Consider the following 20,610-nt stretch of genomic DNA (forward strand, 5'->3'; position numbering starts at 1 on the left):
AGCTTCTTCTCTGCTAACGGCAGCCTTAACTCAACACCTTCGGAATTCGGCGGGAGAACGGTTCTTGTGATTGCCATGGAATAAATCGGGATTATTGTATCAAAAACGAGCTTTCCAATAAAGGCTTCAGCAAACTCCGCATAGCGGCACCAGGATACCAGCCGTCACAAGAGCGGTCACAGGTGATAGCTGTCTCGTCATTTATAGGTTATACCTATAATATTCATCTTTTTTATATATTTCAATAACATCCTTCCGTCCTGCTACAATAAGCATATGAACTCTCGTAAGACGCGTTTTTTATTTGGAGGAGGGGTTATATGAACCGGTACCGTTCGGTCAAAGAACAGTTTGATGCCGTAGCTACTGAGTATGATCAGCAGAGAAGACATTTGATTCCTTGCTTTGATGATTTTTACGGGATGGCGCTGAGTCTGGCGGACAGTCCGAAGGAACAGCCGCGTATTCTCGATTTGGGGGCGGGTACCGGGTTGTTCTCCGGCATGATCCTGCAAAAATATCCCGACGCCCGCCTCACGCTGGTCGATTTAAGCGACAGCATGCTGAAGGTCGCCCGTGAAAGGCTGAAGCCGTACCCCCATGTGGAGTTTATTACGGCCGATTATTCCAGCTGTTCGTTCCCGGACTCGTACGATATCGTGATTTCCTCGCTGTCGATTCATCACCTGACCCACCCGGCCAAAAGATCGCTGTTCCAGACCGTTTACAGCGTGCTTGCGGATGACGGCGTATTTGTCAATGCCGATCAGGTGCAAGGCCGCACGCCCGAAACGGATGCGTACTATCGGAAGCGCTGGCTGGAAGCCATCGGGCAAAGCGGTCTCCCGCAAGAAGCGATCAATGCCTCGATCGAGCGCCGGAAGATCGACATTAACGCCACGCTCGAGGACCAGCTGCTGTGGCTTGAGCAGACCGGCTTTGCGGAGGTCGACTGTATGTACAAAAGCCTCGACTTCGCCGTATTCTATGGAAAGAAGCCGATGAATCGCTAAAAGCTTTGCTTCCGGAGCCAGCCCAGATTCACCAAGACACGCCTGACGATTCGATTCATTTGGGTTTGATTCGCTTGGGTTTAGGTACGGTTGAGTTCGGTATAGTTGAGTTCGGTTGATTCTGCACGGTTGGATTCAATGCGGGGCAGCAGGTCTACGTAGTGGTTCTTCATCACGGTTCGGCAGTCCTGTCAATCCGGGCCTGCTCCCGAGAGGACGGCCTGCTCCTCAACCGGGCTAAAGCATACAGGGTCCCTTAGCAAAAATAAGCCCGTCGCAGCTGCTTCCAGCCGTGACGGGCTTATGCTATTTTGGCGGCAGACGCCTGGAGAAGACGCCTGTATGGGAGGCCACTGAAAAAGGTATCGCTCCGAGTACGGAACATTCTTCCGATCGCTGTTGTCCCTGGATTTCTTTGATTATATCCCGCTTGTAGCGGTTGAAATCCAAGGACAAAGGCGAACGCTTTCGCTTCTACAGAACGATTCCGCACTCTCCGCTAGTTTTTTAGTCGCCTCCTGTATGGCCGTCTTTTTTTTCGCGGCAGCAAGAACGCTCCCGCAGCTGCCTCCTGAATCCGGCCGCCGCTATGTCATCGCTTACAGCTTATGCTCGCCTGTGCTTTGGAAAAACTCAAGAATTTCCCCGTTTAGGCCTTTGACGAAAGCAATGCGGACAGGCGTCGGCGGAAACTTGCCCAGCACCGTATCCTTCGGCTCTATCGTCACCTCGGCACCGGCCGCCACGGCAGCCGCTACAGCCGCGTCTACATCATCGCTGCGGAAAGCCACATGGAAGAAGGCCCCTGCCGGCGGCTGCTCCTCCGTACCTCCGGCGAACACTTCCAAATAGTTGCCGTCGCCTGTATCCAGCAGAACAATGCGCTTGTCGCCCTCGCCCCAGCTGTTGGCTTCCTTAAAGCCCAGACCCTCAGTGTAAAAACGGACCGTCGCTTCGAAATCATACGCTCTCAGCGCCAGATGATGAAAGCCGCCGCCGCCGATTTTTGCATTGTTGCCCATTCGTTTGCCTCCTCTTGCATCGTGAATGATTTGTCCTTATTCAGTATATCTGAATTGAGGAGCCAGCGGAATGAGTTACATGGAAGTAACTTAGTATTGCATTTCTAGGGACTGAGCCCTGCCGGGATGAAAAAAGGGTTGAAGTTGACTCCCCATTGATTTACACTAGTTATTGTTCTTTATTAAGAACAATAAAAGGAGGAAGTTGCGTTGATTCATTCATTAACGTCCTTTCGTTTTGCTGCTGCTTTCATGGTGTTTTTATATCATGTGAAGCTGTTTCCCCAGTACGAGCTCGGTACGGCCGGCGTCCAGTTTTTCTTTGTCCTGAGCGGCTTCATCCTCGCCTGGAACTATCACTCGAAATTCAAGTCCTTCGATAATGCAAACATTTACAAATTTTACAAGGCCCGATTCGCCAAAATTTATCCCGTTCATCTGCTGACCTTCCTCCTTGCCGCTCCCCTGGTCATCCTGTATTTTCACCCCAACGGCCTCTACATGCTCAAGCTCGCCTTCATGTCCGTCATTAATCTGCTCTTGATTCAAAGCTACATTCCCAATGAAGGAACCTACTTTAATTTTAACGGCGTTTCCTGGACCTTATCCGTTGAAGCTTTATTTTACTTGAGCTTCCCCTTTCTGTTACGGCTCATGATTAAATGGAAGACAGGAGGACAGGCAGCCGCCTCTTTGACGGCGATCTTCCTGCTGTGGCTGCTTTTATTTTGGCTGAACAGCTACTTAAATGAAGCGAAACCGTTCTCTGCCTGGCTGCTGCACATTTTCCCTTTTACCCGGCTGTTCGAATTTTCCACAGGCATGGTGCTCGGACTGCTGTTTGTCGAGAGGACGGGCAATCCTCCCCGGCTGCAGCTGCTTAACGTATTGGAATGGGTTGGCTTAGCCGCGTTCTTCGGATTACTGATCGCCTCCAAATATATGCCTGCCGGGATGGTTCGAGGCGTTTATTTTGTGCCTGCATGGTGCTTGTTCATCTACGTATTCGCTTTTCAAGCCGGGACGGTATCCAGACTGCTGTCTCATCGGCTCTTCGTTTATTTAGGCGAAATCAGCTTCTCGTTCTATATGATTCACCAGCTCGTTATTCGGTACGCACAGCTTGTTCGGCTGGATAGTCCGCTCGGTATCTTTGTCTGCTTCGCCATTTCGCTCCTTTTAAGCGCAGCCATTTACCGCTGGTATGAAGAGCCTCTGCGTAAAAGAATCCGTTTCGGCTCCCGCAAACGTCCCCAAGCCCCCGCCAATCCGCTGCCGGTGGAATCGGCCTAGCCTGTCCCTAACGGCCTCAGGCAACAGCGCCTGCTTGCTCCAGCTAAAGATATGGCCTTGATCACAGTAAGGCCGCTGAAAAAGTCCCGCTGCGAGTACGGAACATTCCACCGATCGCTTTCGCTTTTACAGAACGATTCCGTACTCTCCGCTAGTTTCAGTGGCCTCGACCACAGTCAGGGTCTTTTTTATGCGCAAACTGCCCTGATAGGGCAAAATTCCGCCCCCTTAATGGTATAATAAAGGCATTTCATACGGGACTCGGCCATAAAGGAGACGGAAGATGAGGGTACTCACGCTGCAAGCTTTTAATAATGACAATAAGATGTTCAGGATTCCCTTTCAGCCCGGCAAAAACATTTTGCAGCTGGCCAACGAAGGCATCGCAGACCCAAGAAGGGACGGTATCCCTTTCTTATGCAACAAAGGCGTCTGCCGGAGCTGCACCGTTCATATTACGGATCCCTGCGGGCTGCTGGCCGAACCGACGAAAAACGAGCAGCGCGCGCTGGGCGTCGGCCGAACCACAATTGCGTCGGGCTACAGGCTGGCCTGTACGAGTTTTTTTAAGGATGACTCGACCTTGACCGTCACAGACGAAATCGAATAAACCGGACCCCGTCTGCCAGCTAATCCATAAAAAGTTACCAAAATAAGAACAGGTGTTCTATTTCGTCCGAATATATGATAAGATAGGATGTAAGAAATCCATTTGTGAAGGAGTTTTGAGCCATGTCCCACAGCAGCGCAGCCGCTCGTCTTCAGGAAATTGTCTACGTCTTTCCAAGCCACTCGGAATGCGAAAAACGATGGAATCGGACGTTCGGCGCGCTGCTGAGCGGCATTCCCCGGTATACCGGTTCAGTTATTTCGCCTTTGCCGCCTCAATCGCTCCCGTCAATCTCCTTCCGGACGGCCGATGTCCGGCTTCCAAGCATCTTCTTGCGAACAGCCGCGTCCATCGAAGCCGCCGCCGGGAAAGTATCCATTTCCAGCAAGGATATGCCGCCTGCCGCTGCCGGCCTTCTTGATCGAGAGGACGAGGCATCCGGGGCGGTTTCGGAGGATGTTCCCGGGGATGCTTCCTCAGTGAATCATACGGGTCCTCTGTCCATGACGGTCCTGTACTCGCTTCTTAACGGGCATATTGCCGACTTGGATCACGCGGGAGTCAATCTTCCAAGCAGGGACATGGAAGAGGAGCAATGGGAGGCGCTCATGCGAAGCCTGTCCCGGATCACGAACTTGTACCGCTATCCGGGCGAGGCTTGGCCTTTTATTATTCCTGCCACCGAGCAGGAATTTCGTGATGATATTTCCGAATTGCATGCTGTACGTATGCCCAAATTCGAGTGGGTATATGACGGATATGCTTCGCTGCCTGTATTTCAGTTCGCTCTGGTCACGGATTTCACAAGAGCGGAGCTGGAGGCGCGCTTTCCCGCCCCCAGCGGCTTCTCGATCCCGGGACTTGAATCTATTTTCCGGTCCGTGCATGTCGATTCCCCTTGGCGCGAAGCTTTGTCGATCCGCGTCGATCTCTACTACAAACGACAGCAGGAGACCCCAACCGATTGGGAGACAGGCGCCTGGCTCGTTCAAGAGGGCGGCCGTATAAACGGCTAGAAGCCCTGCCGGCAAGCATCAGCGGCCCAAACAACGATCCCACTTCTGTACCGCAGAAGCTTGAGGTTGTTCTTTGTGCTGCCGCAAAATCAGGATTTTAAGCAAAAATTAAGTGAATAAATAGACGCAATCGGTTATACTCAATAGGTATAAAGTTACATATATCGACAACTTTTCGCTTATTTCGCTCATTTCACAGATGCTAGGGGAGATCGGCATGTTCAATATATTGTGGCATATCATTGGTATCGGCTTGTTTTTATCGGGGCTGTTCTTCTCGCTTAAACCGCTGTTCGTCGGACAAAGCAACGATCAGTAACAGGAACGCTCCATCTATCCCGCCGCTTATACCGTCTGTATTTTGATTGACGGCTTAAGAAGTCCCGCACGCAGAACCAGTTGACCGGTCTCTGTCCGGGCTGCGGATGGGACTCCGCTCCTTTTCCTGTCAGCCTCAGATGCACGGGGAAACCGGTCACTGTTTCCTGTCTAGCCTTCGGGCGGGAGCCGGATCGATCCCTGGCTTGGCCCGGTAGCCGGGCATATAAATAACCGCAGCGGCCCGGCGTGAAAGCCTGGGCATGCTGCGGTCTTTGCCGCGCTCTACGCGCGGCCTGAGAGCGTAACGCCCGTCACGCAGCGATCAAAGCACATCCTGATGCGCCGTATACAGACGTATACTTTTCAAATGAAAATACAAATGCCTCGGCCGAATGTCTCTTATGAGCCTCTTATGGCTTAGGATTTACCGCTCATGGTTTATGGCCTTTAACGGCTGTCAGCGGCAGGCCGTGCACGGCCTGCAGATTTGCCAATCGCTTCAATACGATGCATACTTACGTTTGTCGGGTGCATCTTCTACAGCTCTCCTGATAGCCCCTTGCCCAGCAGGCTTGCTATTTCCTGCGCTTAGCGATTTCCTCGGTAACGATGAACGCCAGCTCTTCATTACCGAACAGGGACAGTACGCCAAGTACGGTATCGTCGGCGATGTCGCCCGCTTCCTCCTTCGGCACGGTCAGCTCAAGCGCCTGCATTAAAGGCACATTGTTCTCCTGCTGAGGATAAGCTCTGCGGTACAACGCCTCCGGGTCAAGCCCGTGATTGATGCACCACTGGGCGAAGACGAGAATCATCATATTTTCTTCCTGCTGATAGTTGCGGATAACCGCTTCCTCCAGCTCTTTGTTACGATTGCTGCTCACGTATGAAACGCCCCTTTACACAATTCCGAATGATGAACGGAATCATTATATCGAAAGTCCGGGTGATTGCACAAATGATCATTATGAATGAAAAAATTAAAGCCTCGGAGGTTCAACTCACCGGCGTAAACGGCGAACCGCTGGGCATTGTCCCTACCTCCGAAGCGTTGGCGATGGCCAAAGTGCTTAAGGTCGATCTCGTCTGCGAATCGCTGCTGAGCAGTCCGCCGCCGTGCCGGCTGATCGGACGCGGAGCCGCAAAGCAGGCGGCCCAGCAAGAAAAGCAGCAGGAGCGCAAACGCGAGCGGCCGCTCAAAGTAAAAGAACTTCGCCTGACGCCGCATATCGAAGATCACGATTATGAAACGAAGAAGGACCAGGCCGAGCGGCTGTTGAAAAGCGGGGATGCCGTCCTGCTGAACGTGCGCATCCAGGGCAAGGAAGGCGCGCAGGCCAAGGAGCTGCTGGAGCGGCTGCTCCGCGACCTGTCGCATTGCGGAGCCAAGCAGTCCGGCATTCAGCTGAGCGGCAAGCAGGCCGCCGTGCAGCTGAATCCGAAGGCGCTCTAGCTGCATCAGGCAGCCGAGGCATTACCTGCAGCGAGCAACGCAGCCGAAGGTGCTTGGCAGCTGACCGTGCTTTGCACACACGGCCTATTGCCGCCATCGGCAGTACTGAAACGAGCTACCGGGAGGCTATCCGGAAGCACAGCTGTGCCTGTAAGCTGCGGCTTCAGGCAAACTGATCCCGGTACTCCTGCGGCGTCATGCCGAAATGCTTTTTGAACGCATGGTTGAACGAATGCGGCCTCTGATAGCCGAGCTGGGCCGCAATCTCGTAAACCTTGTCCTGGCTGTGCTTGAGCAGGTGCTCGGCTCTCTCCATCCGCATCGTATGGATATAGTCGCTCAGATTGTCCCCCGTCTCCACCTTATATATTTTGGATACGTATACCGGATGCAGGTGCACATGCTCGGCAATCGTCTGCAGCGAGACGTCATCCGCTATCTTATGCTCGATAAACCGCCGGATCTCGTTGATAAGCACCGTGCGGGAGTCTTTCGTCTCCTGGTCCATATCCTCTTTGATCCGAAGCAGCGCGCGCATCGACCACTCCCGCAGCTGATGGACGGAGCGGAACGGATGTCCCTCCGTCAGCTTGTCGTAATCCGAGCCGATCAGCTCGCTCAGCTGCTTGCCGTTTTTGTGGGCGATGTACGCGTAGGCGGAGGCTATGGAGAAATAAGCCTCCAGCAGATGCTCCTGCGACTCCGGGTACGCTGTCTCCAACTGTTGGAACATACCCGTGAGCTTATCGCCGATCTGATCCCAACGCGCGGCTTCCAGCAGATGGATCAGCGTCGGCGGCTCATACAAGCTCGGCAGCGACTGGATTTGCGTCTGCACCGGATCGTCGTCCAGCCGCATGAACAGCTCCTGCTCGCTGCCGATCCGCCGGCGGAAGGCCGCGACGGACCGGTCGTACAGTGCCGTCAAATCGTCCGGGAACCGTCCGCTGCTGCTGACGAGGATCGAAATTTTGCCTTTCAAGTAGGTTTTGACGGCCTGCTGAAGAGAGGACGCCGTCCGCTCTACCCAGGGAATGCCCTCTTTCCCTTCCGCCTCCTGCTTCTCCAGCAGAAGGAATACCAGATACTCATGCGTATCCTTCGTATGCCACGTATCGAAGCGTTCGCCGAACAGCTCCTCCACCATATTGCCGATCGCATATTCCATCAGGGACAAGCTGTGCGGGTCGTATTGGAGGAAATACTCCTCCAGACGCACCATCATGATCACAAAAGGACGCCCATGCTCATCCGAAAGCTCCAGCATCTGCATTTTCTCGCGCAGCGACGCTTCGGCAAATTTACGGCCCTGGAGCAGGTCCGTAAGCAGGTTCGCCCGCAGCAGCGATAAATTTTCCTTCAGCGTATAGGTCAGCCGCTGCTTGGAGAGCACCTCCTCCCATTCCCGCGTCAGCTTCTCCTTCACCCGCCGGACCGTCTCCACGAGATCCTTCTCCGTGACCGGCTTCAGCAAGTAATCTTCCGTCTGGTATTGGATCGCTTCCTTGGCATAATTAAAATCGGAATAGCCGGACAGCAGAATACATTTCGTCTTCTGCCACCGGCTGTCAATTTCGGCAATAAGCTGCAGCCCGGACATGCCGGGCATTTGAATATCCGTGATGACGATATCGATCGAGAACTGCTCCAGCAGAGCCAGCGCTTCTACCGCCGAATACGCCTTATATACCTGATCGATCCCCTCGGCCTTCCAATCGATAGTGGTAGAAAAGCGCTCTACGACATGAACCTCGTCATCGACGAGCAATAGCTGTACCATGATGTCCCTCCCTGCTGTACGAATGTCTGCCCGCTTGCGCATGTATCCTGCTCTGCACCATTCGAGGATCGCCGCGGCTCTCGTTCAGCTGCATAAGCGCTGCCAATCACCGTAGGGATGCCCGCATTCGGCCAATCAGCCTTGCTCCCGCCCCGGCTCCGGCAGCAGCTGCCGGTTCCGGTTCCAGGTCAGCATGACCTGCAGTCCCCCGCTCTCCGCCTTCTGGAAGGTCAGCTCCGAGCCTTCACCGAATTCGTAGTACAGCCGGTGATGCACATTCCACGTGCCGCAGCCGATCTCTTCACTCATCGGCTGCTTTAGCCGCGCACGCAGCTGCTCCAGCTCCGTATCGGACAGACCCTTGCCGTTGTCCTCTACGACGAGACGGTTCCACTGCTCCGACTGCTCGCCCGTGATCCGGATGCGTCCGCCTCCCATCCGCGCTTCGATCCCGTGCACGATCGCATTCTCGACCAGCGGCTGAAGGATCAGCCGGGGAACGGTCTCCTCCAGCATCGATTCCGGCACCTCCATCTCGTAGGACAGCCGGTGCATCCGCAGGTTCTGAATGTTTAAGTAGCTGCGCACCATATCCAGCTCATCCTTCAGCCGGACGGACTGGTTCTCGACCCGCGTTGTGTAGCGGTAAAACTCCGCAAGATTTTGCGCCATCGCCACGACGGACTCCTTGTCCTCCATCTCGGCCGAGTTAATAATGAAGAACAATGAATTATATAGAAAATGCGGGTGAATCTGCGATTGCAGCTGCTTCAGCGTCGCTTCGCGCGAGCGGATTTTTTCCGCGTAGACGTCTTCCACCAGCACTTGGATTTGTCCGGCCATTTCATTGAAATGCTGGATCAAATAATCAAACTCATTCTTGGAGCGGTATTCAATGCGCGCCGACAGGTCGCCCCGCTTCATTTTTTGCACGCCCCGGATGACCTGCACCAGAGGAATCTGCACGTGCCGGTACAGCAGGAAGGAGCCGAGCACGCTCAGCGCGAGAAGCATCCCCATTGAGATATAGAACAGCTTGCTTGACTTGGTAATCGGCGACAATATTTTCTGCACCGGCACATAATCGATCAAGTACCAGCCGAGCTGCGACGACTTCACCGAGCTGACCAAATACTCCTGGCCTCCGATCACGATCTCCCTTTGCTCAATATCGCCCAAAGGCACGTCCCCCAATTGATGGAGAAGCTGCTCCACCATCGCCTTGGAAGACGTGCTGTTATAGATCGGACTGTACCCCGGAGCATACAAAAAGGGATCGCTCTGCTTATCCTTCTTATAAATATCCAGCAGATCGCTTATATTTTGCACCGGAAACCGGACTTCAAATACCGCATTCGCCTGCCGCACGCTCTTGGCGTTAGCCGGCTCCGTAATTTCCCGGATAAACGTGCCCATCACCGTTCCCCTGGAGCTGTCCGTTCCATACGTCCAAGCCGAGTGAATCGGGCCGTCCCAGGCCCAGATGCCGGTGCCGTTCATATAAATACTGGAGGAGACGACCTTCTTCTCCCCCGGAATGACAATCGTCAGATCGTTCGGACCAGCCGCTGGAGACGCTTTGCAGGCCGAGCTTCTCGGTCATGCGCGCCTCCGCCTTCATCCGGTCGGGCATGGAAGCGCCCGGCTTGTCGATAAACTCCCGAATGTACGGGTCGTTCGCAAGAATGACCGGAAACATCGATAAATTATCGATATTGGTATCGAGCTGATGCAGGAAGAACGACAGCTGATTCAGATTCGAGGATTGAATTTGATCCTGCACGACCTGACTCGTCGTCCGGTTGGAGAACGTATACAGCAGCAGGACAGGCAGAAGGAGCACGAAGAGCACGATCACCATTTTGCTGAACATATTTAATCTGTATGGCAGCTTCATCTTCCTTCACTTCCTTCCTGCTGCAACGATGGGCCGTTTGATTCTGCACATTCAGTTATTTTACCCTTTAACCGCCCCTGCAGCCAAGCCGCTCACGATATAGCGTTGAGCCAGCAGAGCGATAATCAGCACCGGCAGTGTAATAATGCACGCGGCAGCCATCAAGGCGCCCCAGTTGATTTCGGAGTAGGACATAAAGTTAAATACCGCGATAGGCAGCGTCTTCGTCTTGTCTCCCGCCAAAATAATCGAGAACATAAAGTTGTTCCAGGAGAATATAAACGACAGCAGCGAAGACGTAATGACGCCAGGTCCAGGAGATCGGCAGAATGATGCGCGTAAACACTTGATGGTGCGTGCAGCCGTCGATCAGCCCGGCTTCCTCGATTTCGGTCGGCAGCGCCTCGAAGAACGAGATCATAATCCAAATAATGAACGGCAGCCCGACGAGCATATGACTCAGAATAAGTGCGGTGTACGTGTCGACCAGATTGATTTTGGAAAACAAAATAAACCATGGAATCAGGAACGTAATGCCGGGAATAATCCGTGCCACAAGAATCACAAGACCCAGCTTGTGCAGATGATGACGCGCAATCGCGTAAGCGGCCGGCAGACCCAGAATCAAGGAAAACAGCGTCGAGCCCAGAGCGACGATCAAGCTGTTCCAAATAAACTTCATGAAGTCGTATTCTTTAAACACGCTGGTGTAGTTTTTCGTTGTCGGGGTGAAGATGAAGAACTGGTCCGTCGACATGATCTGCGCCTGCGTTTTGAAGGAAGCGAGCAGCATCCAGAGAAACGGGAAAGCAAAGACGACCAATACGACGAAGGTCAGCACCGAGTACAGCAAGTTGATCCCTTTACTTTGTCTCATGAAGCTCCCTCCAATCGTTTGCGCATCCAGATCATGAACAAGGTCAAAGCCATCACAATAGCAAAGAAAATAACGAGCAGCGAGGATGCCATCCCCAGCTTAAAGTACTGGAAGCCCAGCACGTAACCGTATAAATTCAACGTTTCCGATGCAAAATTCGGCTCCGCCCTGCGTGGTGGCGTAAATAATATCGAACGTCTTCAGCACATCGATCAGCCGCAGCATCGCTGCAACAATGATCGTCGGCCGCAGCAGCGGCAGCGTGATCGAGAAAAACTTCGTCCAGCGGCTTGCTCCGTCCACATCCGCCGCTTCGTAGGGATCCGTGGGCAGTGTAGCCAAGCCTGCCATCACAATCAGGGCAATCATCGGGGTCCACTCCCAGACGTCGATAATGACCAGCGAAGGGATGACCTGGGAGGTAGAAGCCAGCCACAGCAAAGGCTCGAATCCGAGCGACTTCAGCATCAGATTCGCGACGCCGATCGTCGGCTCGTAGATCAGCATCCAAACCAGCCCCATCGCTACGGGCGTAGCCACCATCGGCAGCAGGAAAATGGTCTTGACGATATTTTTGCCGCGGAACTGCCTGGACAGCAGCACGGCGATGGCGATGCCCAGCACCACCTCGAATACCAAGGCTGCGATAGTAAAGTAGAAGGTCGAGCCTACCGCGTGCCAGAACCGCTCATCCTTGAGCAGCTCCAAATAATTGCTTAAGCCTACCCACTTGGGCGGCGTCGTTGCCGACATGCTCCATTCGTAAAAGCTGATCCGTACCGTATAGATGATCGGAAACAGCATCATCAGCAGTACGAACAATACGGCCGGAAGCGTATAAATCCACTTCAGGTTTCGGTCGAACCAGTTGTACCGCATGAACGTTCACCCTTTCTTTGTGCTTGTGCCGGATCTTGATGAAAGGCGAGCATCAAAAGGGCCATTCATGGAATGACCCTTCCGAATGCCTTGCGGGCCGGGCCCGCCGTCATTTACATTATTGCAAGAACATTATTGCAAGAAGCTCCGCTTACTTCGTTTTGTCTTTGTCAATAATCGTCTGCAGCGCCTGGTTCGCCTTATCCGCAACCTCTTGGATATTCGTTTCTCCAGCCATTACCTTCTGCACGATCTCGCCCACTGCGTCGCGGGCTTCACCTACGCTGATGACCGTCGGACGGTCATGGTCTACCCCGCCTTTGGCGCTTTCTTTAATAACCGGCACCAGCTCCGCCGGGAAGCCTGTCGTGCCCTCCGGCTTATCCCATACGGATGCGCGGGCGCCCGGATTACCTTTTTGCTGCGTTTTCAGGACAATATCCTTGCTGGTCGCCCATTTGATAAATTCCCAAGCCGCGTCCTTGTTGGCCGCTTTGGAGTTCATCGCCAGTCCCCAGGAAGTAATGTTATAAGGCTTGGAACCCGTCCTTGCCCGCAGGGAACGGCGCAAAGCCGACCTGATCCGCAACCTTCGATTTCTCCTTATCCGTCGCATTCTGATAAATCGAGTTCGCATCCGTGTAGAACGCGACCTTGCCTTGAGCGAAAATACCGATCGCCTGCGGCCACGACATGTTCAGCACGCCCGGAGGACCGTAATCCTTCAACAGCGTCCCATACGTCGTAAACGCTTTAACCGCTTCCGGCGTATTGATCGTCGCTTTGTCGCCCTTCAAGAAATCGCCGCCCTCGGAATAAAGGAACGAGGATACCTGGGTTACGAGCGGCGAGCGCTGGCCTCTGGCCACAAAGCCGTACATTTCATTTTTCGGGTCATGCAGCTTTTTGACGGCGGCTACCAGTTCATCGAGCGTTTTCGGCACGCTGATGCCCGCTTTTTGCAGCAAATCTTTACGGTAGTATAAAATTTCCTGCTCCGTAATAATCGGAATGCCGCCAAGCTTGCCATCCACCGTAGCCGTACCGACAGCCGATTTGGAGAAATCGTTGAAGTCGTACGCCGCGTCCTTCTTCGCGTAATCGTCCAGCGGCTGTACCCAGCCGTTCTTGTAGAACAGCTTGCCTTCCTGCAGCGGGCGGTACATGAACACATCCGGCGTCGCCGAGCCCGAAGTAAACTGCACGGTCAGCTTCTGCGTCAGCTGATCCTCGAAGAAGCTTTGGATATTGACCTTCATGCCCGTAGCCGCTTCGAATTCCGGCAGCAAAGGCTTAATCGCTTCTCCCCAAGGGTGGTTGGCCGTAACCAGGGTAATGCTTTTGCCTTCGAACGGCTTGCCTGCCGCAGCCTTATTTCCGGCTTCCGCCGGCTTCTCGCTTGTATTTCCACAGCCTGCCGCAAGCGAAGCTGCCATCATCACGACGGTTCCTGCACCAAGTACGCGCTTCCAAGATTTTTTCATAGCGACCTCCCGAAGTCTTTAATCTGTTCATAAGCTGGTTGTTACTTTTTCTATAACCAGCTTACTTCATGCGGCACCCGGTTGATATAACGAAGATTCAACATTGATAACTACGCCTGAAGGATTTTACCGTGCTGCACCGTTTGCCTGCCGCTCCTTCCTATAGGAAAGCTTCTCGAGGCCCGGCATTCGCCCATGCCATTAGGGCATGCGCCGCATTTACTAAGTGTAGGCAATCTCACTGTATTGAATCCCCCAGGAAAGAGTGGATCGAATGAGACTCAAACCGAAGTTATTTCTGAAACGGCCCATCACCCACAAAGCTCCGCGGAGAAAGCGCGTCCTGGTATATAAAAAAACCATAGTCGGCCAGCGCCTTCCCGTCGTTCGCAGCAGAAACGTCTCCAAGCAAAAAAGCCCGGCACGGCCCAGGCTGTTCTCTACCGGTATACTGCGAAGAAATCCGAACACCAGCTTCGCTCTGGTGGATGTCATGAACCTTGGTTCGGGCACGATCAGCGATATCGCCGTTCAGGTGTTCGACTGGTCGAGCGGCACGGCCGTTCCCCTGAACGTCAGCCCGTGCGAGCTGCCGGTCTGCAAAGTTACGCTGTCGCCCCGAACCTCGGACTTCCTGTATGCCGACGTATCCGGGGTCGAGTTCAAATACGAGGTGCGCATCTCCCTGCCGCGGCACGCCAATGTGCTCCTGAACGTGACCGGCGTGAGCGCTGCCCCCTTCACTCCGCAGGTCGGGGATAACGTTCTCCAGCATAATCTGGTGGAGATTCGTAACTGACTTCCGTCCGGTTCATATATTCGATATGCTTGAAGCCCCAGCCGCACATATCTTTCAGCACCGTACCTAACGTTCTGCCATGGTCCGAAAGCGAGTATTCGACCTTGGGCGGAATCTCGTGATATACCTTTCTTTCAATGAGGCCGTCGCGCTCCAGCTCACGCAGCTGATTCGTCAGCATTCCCTGCGTGATCTGGGGAAGCAGTCGCCTTAGCTCCCCGAACCGCTGCGTCCCCTCATACTGCAGGATGAACAGGATCAGCGGCTTCCATTTGCCTCCGATGATCTGCAGCGTAGCCAATATCCCCTGCGTCGTTACATCGAATTCGCGTGTCTTCTCAGCCATCTCCCTCACTCCTTCACAATTGCTTCTCCGTACACCTTACCAAAGTACCCTGATTTGCAAAAGTACTATTCTTTTTCGTACCTAGTACGATGGAACGTACTATCCCTGTGCATACAGGCAGCTGCCATGAGTACGTTATACAAGACTAAGTACGTACAAACAGCGTACTTTTCAAGCGTTGCTTTCCGCATCATAATGGGGGTTGAACCTTTGAACCTTATTTGAAAGGATGACCCTCATGAAAACAATGGTTATCATTGCCCACCCCGACTTAAACCATTCCCGTGTCAATCGGAACCTTCGCCCAAGCGCTGCAAGGCCGCGAGAACATAGTGGTCCGTAATTTGTATGAACAATATCCGGACTGGCATATGGATGTCGCCGAAGAACAGCGCCTGCTGCTGCAATATGACCGGATCGTATTTCAATTCCCTTTTTACTGGTACAGCTGCCCGCCGCTGTTGAAGAAATGGTTCGACGATGTGCTGACCTTCGGCTGGGCTTTCGGGCCCGGAGGCGACCATTTGAAAGGCAAGCAGTTTATGGTTGCCACAACAGCCGGAGGAACGGATAAAGCGTACCGCTCAGGCGGCGACAACGGCTTCACCATCAGCGAGCTGCTGAGGCCGATTCAAGCTACGCTGATCAAATGCGGCGGCATTTATCTCCCTGCCTTCATCACCTATGATGCAAATCAGGGCAGCGAAGAATATATCGCCCGGGAGGCCGCCAAGTATGCGGAGCATATTCAAGCTTCCGCAGGCGCCTGGCTCATTAATCCGGACAAGCAGCGGCGCACAGGCTTGGCAAGTGTTCACTGCAAAAGCAAAGAGGGAGCTTCCTTGTGAAAGGAGACTCCCTCAATTTAACCCCCTTAAACCTCTGCGCTTACGGCGCTTCGTGATAGCCTTTTTCTCCAAAGGGCTGTATACGCTCAAGCCACTCCGCATGGAGCTTCTTCAAATCATCCTTGGGATCGTAGAATGCCCCCGCCCCTTCCTTGATCTTCATAACCTCCAGAACTTCAATAACAAAAGCTTCCTTGCCGAAAGCTTTCCACTCCTCCTGAAGTTTCCGGTTGCGGTGCGAGCCCATGTCGAGCATAAATTCCTGTCCGTTGATCGTCTTTAAATTCATCGAGCTTTCGATAAACACTTTTCCGTTTACCTTGTTCCTTACCTGATAAATACCCGCCTCGATTTTTATTTCCTTGGCCTGCTGCTGCAATTCTTTTCTGCGGTTCATCCTGTCTCACCCCTATATTATTTTAGGACAATAATCATTATTAACTATTATTATATAGACATAATATAATTTTGTTTGGATTTTATCAAGTTCTACTTATTCCCTTCCCTGCAGGCCCGATCCATGCCTTCCATTAGCGAAGCCTTCTTTCCCGCAAACAGCAAAACAAGCCTATCCCCGCCTCTTTCCGGCAGAAATATGCTTGTTTTCATTTGTCCCCGTTTATGCCGAGCTCCCCGCTGCCCATGTACATCCGGCCGCAATCAGCTTGCGCATCTCCGGAGAGCGGAGCGACGCCTCGTTATGACCGCTCCTAAGCGCGGCCAGCCGGCCTTTGCCCATATGCCGTATCCATGCGGCGGGATAAGCTTCGCCGGCCGGCCAGCCGATAGCGCCGTTTGAGCTCCGCACGGGATGCATTCGCCTGCTCTTCCCCTACCAAGGCAGCGGCTCTCCGGTTTCCGAGTCAATGTAGGCCGGCCTTCCATCGGCCCGCTTGAACTGATCGCATCGCTCGATAATGCCGAGGATGTTCGCCGCGGCCTGATCCGGCGTCAGCTTCGCCTTCGTATTCAGCTCCCCGTGCATATAGCTCTGCACCCATCCGGGATGCAGCAGCAGCAGCCGGAGCCCCTGATCCTTGAACTGGTTGTAAATAAGCGCCGACTGCATGTTCAGCGCCGTTTTGGACATACAATAGCCATACCAGTTCTGCCGGTAGCATTGGCCGATGCTGCCCGCCTCCGAAGAAATGTTGGCAAGCACCGGTCGGTCACTGCCCAGAAGCAGACCGATAAACGCCTGTGCCACGCGAAGCGGTCCCAGCGTATTCACATTGTAGACCTGCTGCATTTCCTGAAAATTCAGCTCATCGTGCAGCGTCGCATCGATATCTCCAAGGATGCCCGCATTGTTGATGACCAGGTCGATCCGGTCCGTCTGCGCCTGTACCTCCGCCGCCGCGGCCTTGACACTCGCATCGTCTCCGATATCCAGCGGAATCAGCCGCAAGCTGTCCTTGTACTCGGCCTGCAGCTGCTCAAGCTCAGCGGTTGGGAGCGCATACCGTCCCGCAAAAACACGCCAGCCCCGCTGCAGCAGCGCCCTGGCAAGACCTAAGCCCAGCCCCCTGTCGACTCCGGTAACCCATGCTGTTTGGTTCGTCATCCTTCCATCGCTCCTTCATAATTGGCATTCACAAGAGGAAGCTCCACCCGAACCTCCGTGCCCCGGTTCAGCTCGCTTCGCACCTCGATCCCGCCTTCAAAATGATCGATCAGCTTTTTCACCATAAAGAGGCCGACGCCCTGCCCGCCGCGTTCCACATTCAGCTTCTGATATTTGACGAACAGCATGCCGAGCTGCGCTTCACTCATGCCGATACCCTGATCCTTAAATTCAAGCAGCAGCTTGTCCGCCGACGCTTGCACCCGAAACCGGACCGTCCCGCCTTCCTCGCTGTACTTTATGGCGTTGCCGAGCAGGTTCGAGACAACAAGCCTAAGCCCCATGACATTGCAGTGCAGCTGCTCCTCTCCCGTCAGCTTGAACTCGGACTCCAGCTTAATATTTTGCGTCCGCGCCTTCGTTCCCATCGTATCCGCTACTTCCTGCAGTACAGGCCGGGGGAGGAGCGCGCTTTTTTGCCACAATGCCTCAGAGGTCAGCATTTCTTCCGTATTAATAATATGAGTGATTTCATTGTCTATGACCGTAACATAATCCTGAATATCCCGAAGCTTCTCCCTCGCCTGCTCGCTCGTCACTTCCTTCTGAAGCATCATGGCATACGCTTTGATGACCGTCAGCGGGTTGCGCACCTCATGGGAGACCACATGGGCGAAATCCAGCTTCTGCTTGTATAAATCCACTTCATTCTGATACTGGGCCTGAACCGATAATGAGGGGAACACCACCTTGGGATCCCGGCGGTGCCGGTACAGCACGGAATGCATCAGCTCTTTGTCCGTCATGACATATTCGTGGGATCGCATCAGCCGCGAGCTCAGATTGACGGATACGCGGTCACCCGAATAAGCGCAGACCGTCAGAACCCCCAGCTCGTTCACCGCCTTTTCGCACAGGCATTCATAGCTTTGGAGCTGATTCAGAATATCGTTCTGGTCCGTCCATTCCACATGCCCCCATGCCCGGATAGGAATTTGCTTTTCAATGAAGGGCCGGGTCGCTTCCATAAAATTTTTGTACACATGTTCAAAATGAAACGTTTTGCCGAGCGAGTAAAACTCTTTATAATCGACATACCGGATAAGGTCTCAGCTCCCGCTCGGACACCTGCGCCCTCAGCCTCTGTTTTACGATTTCGTACCGTTCGCGGCTGTCCACATAAATAATGTGCTGCCCTTGTTGAAAGCCGGTAAGCATAAAGGAAATGGCATTATCCAGGTACGCCTCCATCGTTTCATAAAAGTATAAAATGTGCGTTCCGTTAGTCACATGCATATGTTCCGTCAAAGGGATCGTTGAAGCCGCCATAATAACCTCCTTCTGTCTCTGGCCCAAATCGCTTGTTGAATCCATATTGCACCAATATTTGAACACAGTAAAGGGGTAAAGCGGCTTTTTAGAAGACTGCCCTAATTTTTTTGTCAACCGTTCAGTAAACCAGCCGCGGCTCCATTCCTTATCCTGGATTGGGCGGCCGGGAAGCGCTGCCTCTGGAATTAATTAATAAAAGGACATTCGCCCGGATTTGTCGAATGTATTGAGTTGAACGTCGAAATTAATCACATTATTCTTCAATGACAAGGAGGGATTCCGCTTGAATCCGAATCACCGTCTCACTCAACGGCTGACGATGCTTTCCTTGGCCCTGCTGCTTTGGTGTGCCAGTCTCGCCTTACCTGCTCCGCGTGCCGAGGCTTTTACCTACGGCTACCTGGGAACGCCGAAGGACGTTGTTGGCGTGACCAAGCCTACGGTAACTTTTTACTTCGAAACGGACATGACCGGTGCCGCCCCATCCTATTCCATGACCATAGACGGAGTGAGTGTCTCGCCTTCTTTTGATAAAGCCAAAGGCACCTTCTCCTATACCCCGACAAAGGATTTGGCCGCCGGAAGCCATCTCGTCAATATGTCCATCGCCTTCCCCGGCTATAAACCGATTAACGAGTCGTGAACCTTTACGGTCGCGAAGGATGCCCTCAAGCAGTTTACGCCTGCGGGTACGGAGCAGCTCAGCGGCTTGAAAGCCATTAACGATTACAGAACTATTCACGGTCTGCCGGCCGTGAAGATGAACGATAATTTGAACGCCGCCGCTGCGGCACACGCCAAATATTTGGACGCGAATCAAATTTTGCAAAGCGACGGCAGCCAGGAAAGCCTGCACAGCGAAACGGCGGGAAAAACGGGCTTCATCGGCGCGACGCCGCTGGAGCGCGGAGCTTACTTCGGCTACACCTCCAGCATCGGCGAAGACGCGGCCTTAATCAGCGGCAGCATCGGCGACGCGATTGACGCGCTGTACGACGCCCCGTATCACCGCTCCCCGCTGATTGACCCGACGGTCAAAGAAATCGGCATCGGCCGGGTCGGCGACTATACGATTATCGAATTCGGTATGGAAACCGTCAATACGTCGCAGCTGGTTGTCTCTCCGGCCGAAGGCGACCGGTATGTTCCTACAACCTTTGATGGCAATGAACGGCCGGGCCCGCTGCGGGTGCACGGCAATGAAGCCTATCCGGTCGGCTATCCGATCATGGCTCAATACTACGGGGCAGATGTGAAGAACATCAAGCTGCTCAGCGCCGAGCTGACGGACAGCAGCAAGAAGTCCGTCGAAGTGCTGACGAATACGCCGGATAACGATACCGATCTGGCCAAGACCGTAATTGTGCTGCCGCGCAAGCCGCTGCAGGCCGATACCAGCTATCATGTCAAGCTGCGCCTGCAGGTCATGAAGGATAGCAGTACGGTAACGGAGGAAAAGGAGTGGGACTTCACGACGGAGCCCGCTGCCGGAACAGGCAAGCAGAAGCTGCATCTCAATGCGGCCGATTATAAAAAGTACTACGTCACCGCCGCTCCTACCCTGCGCACAGCCAGCTTCGGGCTGGATGACAGCAGCTACCAGGTGGACGGAGTCTCGTTCCCGATGAGACGGACGCCGGTCATCGTCGACGGCTTCTCGTACCTGTACATCCGCGACTTGGCCGCCGCACTCGGGGCCAGCGTCGATTGGGACGAACAGAAACGCGCCGCCATTTATACCAAAGGCAGCCTCAAAGTCACGCTTTATACGGCGGACAGCCGCTATGAAGTGAACGGCCAAGTAAAAACGACCGATACGCCCGCAAGGCTGATCGGCGAAAACACGATGGTTCCGGTTCGGCTGCTGGCCGAAGTGCTGGGCGCAAAGGTCGATTATATCGACGCCACCCGCACGGTCAAGCTGACGTACTAAGCTAAGAGCGGCGCCTGCCGCTGCATAAAAATAAACGAACACCCGGGAGAAGTACATCTCCGGGGTGTTCGTTTGCGTCCTGCCGCTGTCCGGCTCCATACTCCATGGAGGCTGCTGCAGGGAAGCGAAAGCTTTCACTTGAA

20 protein-coding genes and 3 pseudogenes are annotated in these 20,610 nt (G+C 53.7%); 9 read left to right on the forward strand and 14 right to left on the reverse strand.

Going from position 1 to position 20,610, the window contains the following annotated elements:
* Nucleotides 1-320: 320 nt before the first annotated feature.
* A complete protein-coding gene (locus ACHHV8_RS34580; RefSeq protein WP_395163984.1) occupies nt 321-1,013 on the forward strand; it encodes a class I SAM-dependent methyltransferase in 693 nt (230 codons plus the stop codon).
* Nucleotides 1,014-1,612: 599 nt separating this feature from the next.
* On the opposite strand, the gene ACHHV8_RS34585 is transcribed toward ACHHV8_RS34580, so the two are convergent.
* Nucleotides 1,613-2,035, reverse strand: coding sequence for a VOC family protein (locus ACHHV8_RS34585; RefSeq protein ID WP_395163985.1), 423 nt, complete (start codon nt 2,033-2,035; stop codon nt 1,613-1,615).
* 210 nt (nt 2,036-2,245) lie between these two features.
* Between ACHHV8_RS34585 and ACHHV8_RS34590 the strand changes: the two genes are divergently transcribed.
* From ACHHV8_RS34590 to ACHHV8_RS34600, 3 genes are all read left to right on the forward strand, one after another.
* Nucleotides 2,246-3,328 (forward strand): acyltransferase family protein, encoded by a 1,083-nt coding sequence (locus ACHHV8_RS34590; RefSeq protein WP_395163986.1) that lies wholly within the window; start codon nt 2,246-2,248, stop codon nt 3,326-3,328.
* A 283-nt stretch (nt 3,329-3,611) separates the two neighbouring features.
* A complete protein-coding gene (locus ACHHV8_RS34595) occupies nt 3,612-3,938 on the forward strand; it encodes a 2Fe-2S iron-sulfur cluster-binding protein (RefSeq protein ID WP_395163987.1) in 327 nt (108 codons plus the stop codon).
* Nucleotides 3,939-4,060: 122 nt separating this feature from the next.
* Nucleotides 4,061-4,954 carry a hypothetical protein gene (locus tag ACHHV8_RS34600; protein WP_395163988.1) on the forward strand — a complete coding sequence of 298 codons (894 nt, stop codon included), beginning with the start codon at nt 4,061-4,063 and terminating at the stop codon, nt 4,952-4,954.
* Between the two features lie 896 nt (nt 4,955-5,850).
* Here the strand turns inward: ACHHV8_RS34600 and ACHHV8_RS34605 are convergent.
* On the reverse strand, nt 5,851-6,093 hold the full coding sequence (locus tag ACHHV8_RS34605; protein WP_395164305.1) for a hypothetical protein: 243 nt from the start codon (nt 6,091-6,093) through the stop codon (nt 5,851-5,853).
* A 140-nt stretch (nt 6,094-6,233) separates the two neighbouring features.
* Between ACHHV8_RS34605 and infC the strand changes: the two genes are divergently transcribed.
* Nucleotides 6,234-6,728, forward strand: a complete 495-nt coding sequence (infC, locus tag ACHHV8_RS34610; protein ID WP_395163989.1) for a translation initiation factor IF-3 — start codon at nt 6,234-6,236, stop codon at nt 6,726-6,728.
* A gap of 163 nt (nt 6,729-6,891) precedes the next feature.
* Here infC and ACHHV8_RS34615 read toward each other — a convergent pair whose 3' ends face one another.
* The 6 genes and pseudogenes from ACHHV8_RS34615 to ACHHV8_RS34640 all read right to left on the reverse strand — a co-directional run bounded on the left by ACHHV8_RS34615 (nt 6,892) and on the right by ACHHV8_RS34640 (nt 13,645).
* Nucleotides 6,892-8,508, reverse strand: a complete 1,617-nt coding sequence (locus tag ACHHV8_RS34615) for a response regulator transcription factor (RefSeq protein WP_395163990.1) — start codon at nt 8,506-8,508, stop codon at nt 6,892-6,894.
* A gap of 135 nt (nt 8,509-8,643) precedes the next feature.
* Nucleotides 8,644-9,924 carry a sensor histidine kinase gene (locus ACHHV8_RS34620; protein WP_395163991.1) on the reverse strand — a complete coding sequence of 427 codons (1,281 nt, stop codon included), beginning with the start codon at nt 9,922-9,924 and terminating at the stop codon, nt 8,644-8,646.
* Nucleotides 9,887-10,405, reverse strand: coding sequence for a hypothetical protein (locus ACHHV8_RS34625; protein WP_395163992.1), 519 nt, complete (start codon nt 10,403-10,405; stop codon nt 9,887-9,889). Before ACHHV8_RS34625 ends, ACHHV8_RS34620 begins: the two co-directional genes overlap by 38 nt.
* A gap of 60 nt (nt 10,406-10,465) precedes the next feature.
* A pseudogene (locus ACHHV8_RS34630) lies at nt 10,466-11,282 on the reverse strand (carbohydrate ABC transporter permease).
* A 99-nt stretch (nt 11,283-11,381) separates the two neighbouring features.
* Nucleotides 11,382-12,161: a carbohydrate ABC transporter permease gene (locus ACHHV8_RS34635; protein ID WP_395163993.1), complete on the reverse strand. Its 780-nt coding sequence runs from the start codon at nt 12,159-12,161 to the stop codon at nt 11,382-11,384.
* A gap of 151 nt (nt 12,162-12,312) precedes the next feature.
* Nucleotides 12,313-13,645: pseudogene (locus ACHHV8_RS34640) on the reverse strand (ABC transporter substrate-binding protein).
* A 274-nt stretch (nt 13,646-13,919) separates the two neighbouring features.
* Here ACHHV8_RS34640 and ACHHV8_RS34645 point away from each other — a divergent pair.
* Nucleotides 13,920-14,444 (forward strand): hypothetical protein, encoded by a 525-nt coding sequence (locus ACHHV8_RS34645; RefSeq protein ID WP_395163994.1) that lies wholly within the window; start codon nt 13,920-13,922, stop codon nt 14,442-14,444.
* Here the strand turns inward: ACHHV8_RS34645 and ACHHV8_RS34650 are convergent.
* Nucleotides 14,386-14,790, reverse strand: coding sequence for a winged helix-turn-helix transcriptional regulator (locus tag ACHHV8_RS34650; RefSeq protein WP_395163995.1), 405 nt, complete (start codon nt 14,788-14,790; stop codon nt 14,386-14,388). The two genes, ACHHV8_RS34645 and ACHHV8_RS34650, sit on opposite strands and share 59 nt — an antisense overlap.
* Nucleotides 14,791-15,028: 238 nt before the next feature.
* Here ACHHV8_RS34650 and ACHHV8_RS34655 point away from each other — a divergent pair.
* Nucleotides 15,029-15,548: pseudogene (locus ACHHV8_RS34655) on the forward strand (NAD(P)H-dependent oxidoreductase); the annotation flags it as partial.
* Nucleotides 15,549-15,678: 130 nt separating this feature from the next.
* Here ACHHV8_RS34655 and ACHHV8_RS34660 read toward each other — a convergent pair.
* The 5 genes from ACHHV8_RS34660 to ACHHV8_RS34680 all read right to left on the reverse strand — a co-directional run bounded on the left by ACHHV8_RS34660 (nt 15,679) and on the right by ACHHV8_RS34680 (nt 18,531).
* Nucleotides 15,679-16,035: a GIY-YIG nuclease family protein gene (locus ACHHV8_RS34660; protein ID WP_395163996.1), complete on the reverse strand. Its 357-nt coding sequence runs from the start codon at nt 16,033-16,035 to the stop codon at nt 15,679-15,681.
* 222 nt (nt 16,036-16,257) lie between these two features.
* Nucleotides 16,258-16,446 carry a ThuA domain-containing protein gene (locus ACHHV8_RS34665; protein ID WP_395163997.1) on the reverse strand — a complete coding sequence of 63 codons (189 nt, stop codon included), beginning with the start codon at nt 16,444-16,446 and terminating at the stop codon, nt 16,258-16,260.
* A gap of 24 nt (nt 16,447-16,470) precedes the next feature.
* Entirely contained in the window at nt 16,471-17,202 is a 732-nt protein-coding gene (locus tag ACHHV8_RS34670) for an SDR family NAD(P)-dependent oxidoreductase (RefSeq protein WP_395163998.1), read from the reverse strand.
* Complete coding sequence (locus ACHHV8_RS34675) at nt 17,199-18,245, reverse strand: ATP-binding protein (RefSeq protein ID WP_395163999.1); 1,047 nt, start codon at nt 18,243-18,245, stop codon at nt 17,199-17,201. Before ACHHV8_RS34675 ends, ACHHV8_RS34670 begins: the two co-directional genes overlap by 4 nt.
* Before the next feature lie 40 nt (nt 18,246-18,285).
* Nucleotides 18,286-18,531: an MEDS domain-containing protein gene (locus ACHHV8_RS34680; RefSeq protein WP_395164000.1), complete on the reverse strand. Its 246-nt coding sequence runs from the start codon at nt 18,529-18,531 to the stop codon at nt 18,286-18,288.
* Between the two features lie 286 nt (nt 18,532-18,817).
* Between ACHHV8_RS34680 and ACHHV8_RS34685 the strand changes: the two genes are divergently transcribed.
* On the forward strand, nt 18,818-19,177 hold the full coding sequence (locus ACHHV8_RS34685; protein ID WP_395164001.1) for a hypothetical protein: 360 nt from the start codon (nt 18,818-18,820) through the stop codon (nt 19,175-19,177).
* Nucleotides 19,178-19,243: 66 nt separating this feature from the next.
* Nucleotides 19,244-20,467 carry a stalk domain-containing protein gene (locus ACHHV8_RS34690; protein WP_395164002.1) on the forward strand — a complete coding sequence of 408 codons (1,224 nt, stop codon included), beginning with the start codon at nt 19,244-19,246 and terminating at the stop codon, nt 20,465-20,467.
* Nucleotides 20,468-20,610 lie beyond the last annotated feature (143 nt).

This window comes from Paenibacillus sp. TAB_01 (genome assembly GCF_043945595.1).
Lineage (GTDB): Bacteria > Bacillota > Bacilli > Paenibacillales > NBRC-103111 > Paenibacillus_S.

Bases quoted from the DNA above. Each gene is read 5' to 3' on its own strand.
- ACHHV8_RS34585 (WP_395163985.1), bottom strand. From the start codon at position 2,035: ATGGGCAACAATGCAAAAATCGGCGGCGGCGGCTTTCATCATCTGGCG.
- ACHHV8_RS34650 (WP_395163995.1), bottom strand. From the start codon at position 14,790: ATGGCTGAGAAGACACGCGAATTCGATGTAACGACGCAGGGGATATTG.
- ACHHV8_RS34615 (WP_395163990.1), bottom strand. From the start codon at position 8,508: ATGGTACAGCTATTGCTCGTCGATGACGAGGTTCATGTCGTAGAGCGC.
- ACHHV8_RS34620 (WP_395163991.1), bottom strand. From the start codon at position 9,924: ATGGGCACGTTTATCCGGGAAATTACGGAGCCGGCTAACGCCAAGAGC.
- ACHHV8_RS34635 (WP_395163993.1), bottom strand. From the start codon at position 12,161: ATGCGGTACAACTGGTTCGACCGAAACCTGAAGTGGATTTATACGCTT.
- ACHHV8_RS34670 (WP_395163998.1), bottom strand. From the start codon at position 17,202: ATGACGAACCAAACAGCATGGGTTACCGGAGTCGACAGGGGGCTGGGC.
- ACHHV8_RS34625 (WP_395163992.1), bottom strand. From the start codon at position 10,405: ATGAAGCTGCCATACAGATTAAATATGTTCAGCAAAATGGTGATCGTG.
- ACHHV8_RS34600 (WP_395163988.1), top strand. From the start codon at position 4,061: ATGTCCCACAGCAGCGCAGCCGCTCGTCTTCAGGAAATTGTCTACGTC.
- ACHHV8_RS34660 (WP_395163996.1), bottom strand. From the start codon at position 16,035: ATGAACCGCAGAAAAGAATTGCAGCAGCAGGCCAAGGAAATAAAAATC.
- ACHHV8_RS34605 (WP_395164305.1), bottom strand. From the start codon at position 6,093: ATGATGATTCTCGTCTTCGCCCAGTGGTGCATCAATCACGGGCTTGAC.
- ACHHV8_RS34680 (WP_395164000.1), bottom strand. From the start codon at position 18,531: ATGGCGGCTTCAACGATCCCTTTGACGGAACATATGCATGTGACTAAC.
- ACHHV8_RS34645 (WP_395163994.1), top strand. From the start codon at position 13,920: ATGAGACTCAAACCGAAGTTATTTCTGAAACGGCCCATCACCCACAAA.
- ACHHV8_RS34595 (WP_395163987.1), top strand. From the start codon at position 3,612: ATGAGGGTACTCACGCTGCAAGCTTTTAATAATGACAATAAGATGTTC.
- ACHHV8_RS34580 (WP_395163984.1), top strand. From the start codon at position 321: ATGAACCGGTACCGTTCGGTCAAAGAACAGTTTGATGCCGTAGCTACT.
- infC (WP_395163989.1), top strand. From the start codon at position 6,234: ATGATCATTATGAATGAAAAAATTAAAGCCTCGGAGGTTCAACTCACC.